3 protein-coding genes and 1 pseudogene are annotated in these 4,647 nt (G+C 63.7%); 2 read left to right on the top strand and 2 right to left on the bottom strand.

Features of this window, described 5'->3' with window-relative positions:
- Window positions 1-1,456, bottom strand: a 1,456-nt coding sequence (locus EN932_RS29745) for a PLP-dependent aminotransferase family protein (protein WP_164890679.1), incomplete at its 3' end; no start/stop codon positions are given.
- 323 nt (window positions 1,457-1,779) lie between these two features.
- Here EN932_RS29745 and pgi point away from each other — a divergent pair.
- The gene (gene pgi, locus EN932_RS29740; RefSeq protein WP_082827282.1) at window positions 1,780-3,423 is read left to right on the top strand and encodes a glucose-6-phosphate isomerase; all 1,644 of its coding nucleotides are present in this window, start codon (window positions 1,780-1,782) and stop codon (window positions 3,421-3,423) included.
- Between the two features lie 5 nt (window positions 3,424-3,428).
- Window positions 3,429-4,151, top strand: coding sequence for an HAD family hydrolase (locus EN932_RS29735; protein WP_063173538.1), 723 nt, complete (start codon window positions 3,429-3,431; stop codon window positions 4,149-4,151).
- Window positions 4,152-4,510: 359 nt separating this feature from the next.
- On the opposite strand, the pseudogene EN932_RS39190 reads toward EN932_RS29735, so the two are convergent.
- Window positions 4,511-4,647 (bottom strand): annotated as a pseudogene (locus tag EN932_RS39190) (methyltransferase); the annotation flags it as partial.

The following is a 4,647-nucleotide window of genomic DNA, read 5'->3' as shown; positions in this document are numbered from 1 at the left end:
GTTCGCGGATGCCTGGCTCGATGTGCTGTAGCGCGATCGACGAGATGCCCAGCCGCATGAAACGCGAAGGCTTTTCAGTGCGATCGAAGAAGCGGTCGCCTGGCTCGATGATGACGCTGCGCGAGGCCGCTGCCTCGGCAAGCCCGCGCGAATCGGTGCCGCGCGGCCCTTCGAGCCACAGCGACGTACCGCCGGCCGAATCGGTCGAACGCCATTCCGGCAGGAAGGCGGAAATCGCATGGACCAGCCGCTTGCGCCGCTCGTCGAAGGCTGACGACAGCCGCCGCACCAGCGCCTCGTGGTGGCCGAGCGACAGGAACAGTGCGACGGCGCGCTGATTGTTGGCCGGCGGATGACGCAGCATGAAGCGGCGCAGCGCCCGGAGCTCCGCGATCAGTCCGGCGGACGCCACGATGTAGCCGAGCCGCAGGCCGGGAGCCAACGTCTTGGACATAGAGCCGACATAGACCACGCGGCCGGAACGATCGAGGCTCTTCAGCGCTTGCTGCGGTGCCTCGTCGAGAAGCTGGCTGTCATAGCCGTCCTCGATGATGATCTGGTTGTAGCGGTTGGCGCGCGCCAGAAGATCCTGCCGCCGTTCCGCCGACAACGGCACCATGGTCGGGCAATGATGGCTGGGCGTGACGAAGACGAAGCCGGAATCATTGGGAATAGAAGCAGTTACGATGCCGGACTGGTCGACCGGCACCGGCTGTATCTCTGCGCCCGCAAGGCGGAAGATCGAGCGCGCGTCGGGGTAACCGGGGTCCTCCATCGCCACCTTGGAGCCCTTGGACATCAGCAGCGTCGCCAGCATGTAGAGCGCGTTCTGGGCGCCCAGCGTGACGATGATCTCGTCGGGATTGGCGAAGATGCCGCGCCGGGGCAGGAGCCGCGCCTGGATCTGCTCGATCAGCAGCGGATCGTCACGGTCGACCATGTCGGATGCCCAGTTGCGGATTTCCAGCACGGCAAGCGCCATGCGGTTGCACTCGCGCCATTCAGCGGTCGGGAACAGCGCCGGGTCGAACTGCCCGTAGACGAAAGGATAGGACGACTTGATCCAGTTCTCGTGCTTGGCCGGCGGCGGCATGTCGCTTGCGGCGATCTTGCGGCGTGCCTTCCAGTCGATCTCATTGGCCTGGTCGGGCGCCTTCTGGTGCGGCTTGGCCGGTGTCGCCAGCACATCGGGATTGACGAAATGGCCACGCCGTTCGCGCGCCACCAGGAAACCCTGGTCGACGAGCTGCTGGAACGCCAGCACCACGGTTCCGCGCGCCACGCCGAGTTTTTCGGCCAGGATGCGGCAGGAAGGGAGCGGCATCGAAGCGGCGATCTGGCGGTCGAGAATGGCGGCTACGATGGCCTGGCGGATCTGCGCCTGCAGGGTTTGGCCGGATTCGGCCGAAATCCGGAACAGGCCGGACCATATCGCCGTGTCGTTTCGCTGTGGCATGGGAGATTTCCTCGATGGCCAGCCTTTTTCGTTTGGCTGGACCAGCCGAACGTAACCGTGGCACAAGGGGTTGCGCCAATCAATTTTTCTGATCGTTGGGATTTATGCCAGTGATCCTTCACGTCCTTTTGATGCCGCGTTGCGGCATCGTGGGGTGACGCGGCGCTTCATCCCGGCGATGACATCGTGCGTCATGGCGGCGTGAGGGTGTGCGTCATCGCTGCGCATTGATACGGATGGAGTTCGGCCCGATAGATTGTCGCGACGACACGCGCCGGAAACATCCGGTCCGTAATGATGGCTCGAGGTCTCGGAGTTTGGCAGTGGATCAATCGTCCTTTCAAAAACAGCTCGCCGCCTTGCGCGATCACCGCGCGGCGGCGCCCGCCAGCATGCGCCAGACCTTCGCCGCCGATCCCAAGCGGTTCGTGGAATTCTCCGCCACCGACGGCGATCTGCTGCTCGACTGGTCGAAGTGCGCGGTCGACGCGACCACCATGGAGCTGCTGGAAAAGCTCGCGCAGGCCGCCGATCTCGAAGGCCGCCGCGCCGCCATGTTCGCGGGCAAGAAGATCAACGTCACCGAGGACCGTGCCGTGCTGCACACGGCGCTGCGCAACCTGACCGGCAAGGGCGTCACCGTCGATGGCCAGGACGTCAAGGCGGACGTCATCGCCGTGCTCGACGCCATGGGCGCCTTTGCCGATGCCGTGCGCTCGGGCAAGGCGGCCGGCGCCACCGGCAAGAAGATCACCGACATCGTCAACATCGGCATCGGCGGTTCCGATCTCGGCCCGGCCATGGCGACGCTGGCGCTGGCGCCCTATCATGACGGGCCGCGCGCGCATTACGTCTCCAACATAGACGGCGCCCATATCCACGACACGCTGAAGGGCCTCTCCGCCGAGACCACGCTTTTCATCATCGCTTCCAAGACCTTCACCACCGTCGAGACGATGACCAATGCGCAGACGGCGCGCGACTGGGTGGAGAAGGCGCTCGGCAAGGAAGCGGTCGGCAAGCATTTCGCCGCCGTCTCGACCGCGCTCGACCTGGTGGCCAAGTTCGGCATCGCGCCCGATCGCGTCTTCGGCTTCTGGGACTGGGTCGGTGGCCGCTATTCGCTCTGGGGCGCCATCGGCCTGCCGGTGATGATCGCTGTCGGCCCGCGGAATTTTCGCGCCTTCCTTGATGGCGCGCATGAGATGGACGAGCATTTCCGCACCGCGCCGGTGCAGGAGAACCTGCCGGCACTGCTGGGACTGGTCGGCTGGTGGCATCGCGTGATCTGCGGTTACCCGGCGCGCGCCGTCATCCCTTACGACCAGCGCCTGTCCAGGCTGCCGGCCTATTTGCAGCAGCTTGACATGGAATCGAACGGCAAGAGCGTCACCCTCGAAGGCACGGCGGTGACGACGCCGACCGGACCGCTGGTCTGGGGTGAGCCCGGCACCAACGGCCAGCATGCCTTCTTCCAGCTGCTGCACCAGGGCACCGATTTCATTCCGGTCGAGTTCCTTGCCGCGGCCATCGGTCACGAGCCCGATCTCAAGCACCAGCATGATCTGCTGCTCGCCAACTGCCTGGCGCAGTCGGAAGCGCTGATGAAGGGCCGCACGCTGGACGAGGCGCGCGCCCAGATGCTGGCCAAGGGCATGAAGCCGGCCGAGGTCGACAAGATCGCGCCGCACCGCGTCTTCTCGGGTAACCGTCCCTCGGTCACCATCCTCTACAGAAAGCTCGACCCGCGCACCTTCGGCCGGCTGATCGCGCTCTACGAGCACCGCGTCTTCGTCGAGGGCACGCTGTTCAACATCAACTCCTTCGATCAGTGGGGCGTCGAACTCGGCAAGGAACTGGCCACCGGCCTGTTGCCTGTCGTGGAGGGCAAGGAAAGTGCCGCCAATCGGGATGCATCGACCGCTGGCCTTGTGGGATTCATCCAGCATTTGCGTGGCTCGGAGTGAAAAGCTTGGCAGACATCAAGGGAATATTGTTCGACAAGGACGGCACGCTTGTCGACTTCAACGCCACCTGGCTCGGCGTTGCCGACTTCATGGCCATGGATGCGTCGGAAGGCGATCGCTGGAAAGCCGACAGGCTGCTGGCCGCTGCCGGCTTCGATTTCGCCAACAAGCGTTTCAAGCCGGACTCCATCTTTGCCTCCGGCACCAATCTCGACGTCGTCGAATTGTGGTTCCCACGCCTGTCCAACGAGGATCAGATGCTTGCGGTTGCCCGCTTCAACGAGATCACCTCCGTACAGGGCTCGGCGATGGCTGTGGCGCTGCCGGGCATCGTCGATACGCTGACGGCACTGCACAGCAAATCCTACCGGCTTGGCGTCGCCACCAACGATTCGACCAGCGGCGCGGAAAAGACGCTGGTTACGCTCGGCGTCGCTCAATTGTTCGACGCGGCCTATGGCTACGACGCGGTGGCCAATCCGAAGCCCGCCCCCGACACGATCCAGGCCTTCAGCGATCTCACCGGCCTCAAACCGGCGGAAATCGCTATGGTCGGCGACAACAGGCACGACCTCGAAATGGCGCGTGCCGGCGGCTGCGGGCTGGCGATCGGCGTGCTCTCCGGCACCGGCACCCGCGAATCGCTGGCCGGCATTGCCGATGTGGTTCTGGATTCGGTCGCCGACCTGCCGGATTTTCTCTCGGCGCGGGTCAGGGAGACGATCTGACGGGAAAGGCTAGGTCAAACTCGATTCACCTCGGGATTTTCTGCCAATGGCCGAGATGGGGGAGCAGTCCATGGAAACTATCGAGCTTCTGGTTTGTTTTCGGACACAATGGGCCACTCATCAGCAGAACAAACGTACCCGCATTTGCCGCACCTGATCTTGGCGCTTTGCGCTGTCGATGTCTTCGCCTGGCTGAAGATCGAAGCCCCGATTTTCGCATTTTGGGCAAACTGTGAAACCGATACGTTGAACAACTTTAATCCACGCCACTCGACTTCTCCGACCAACGGCTAGTCGAATCTATTTTCTGCCCTCGATGTTTGTCCACAATGAGTAGAATTTAGGCTTGCTCTGTGGCGTCAGCGCGCTCCCTCCTCAAACGAAAAGACGCCGCTAAGCCTCGTCGCGGCACCCTTCGCGTCGCCGAAATCCGGCACCCGGTATTCGGCGACCAACTGCAGCCGGGACAGCGGCAGGTCGTTGCGGCGGGGGTCCC

Origin of the sequence: Mesorhizobium sp. M7A.F.Ca.US.002.01.1.1, from assembly GCF_004022955.1 — a bacterium.
Taxonomy (GTDB): domain Bacteria; phylum Pseudomonadota; class Alphaproteobacteria; order Rhizobiales; family Rhizobiaceae; genus Mesorhizobium; species Mesorhizobium ciceri.
Note: the sequence above shows the minus strand (reverse complement) of the source record. Positions and strands in the feature narration are given on the sequence as shown.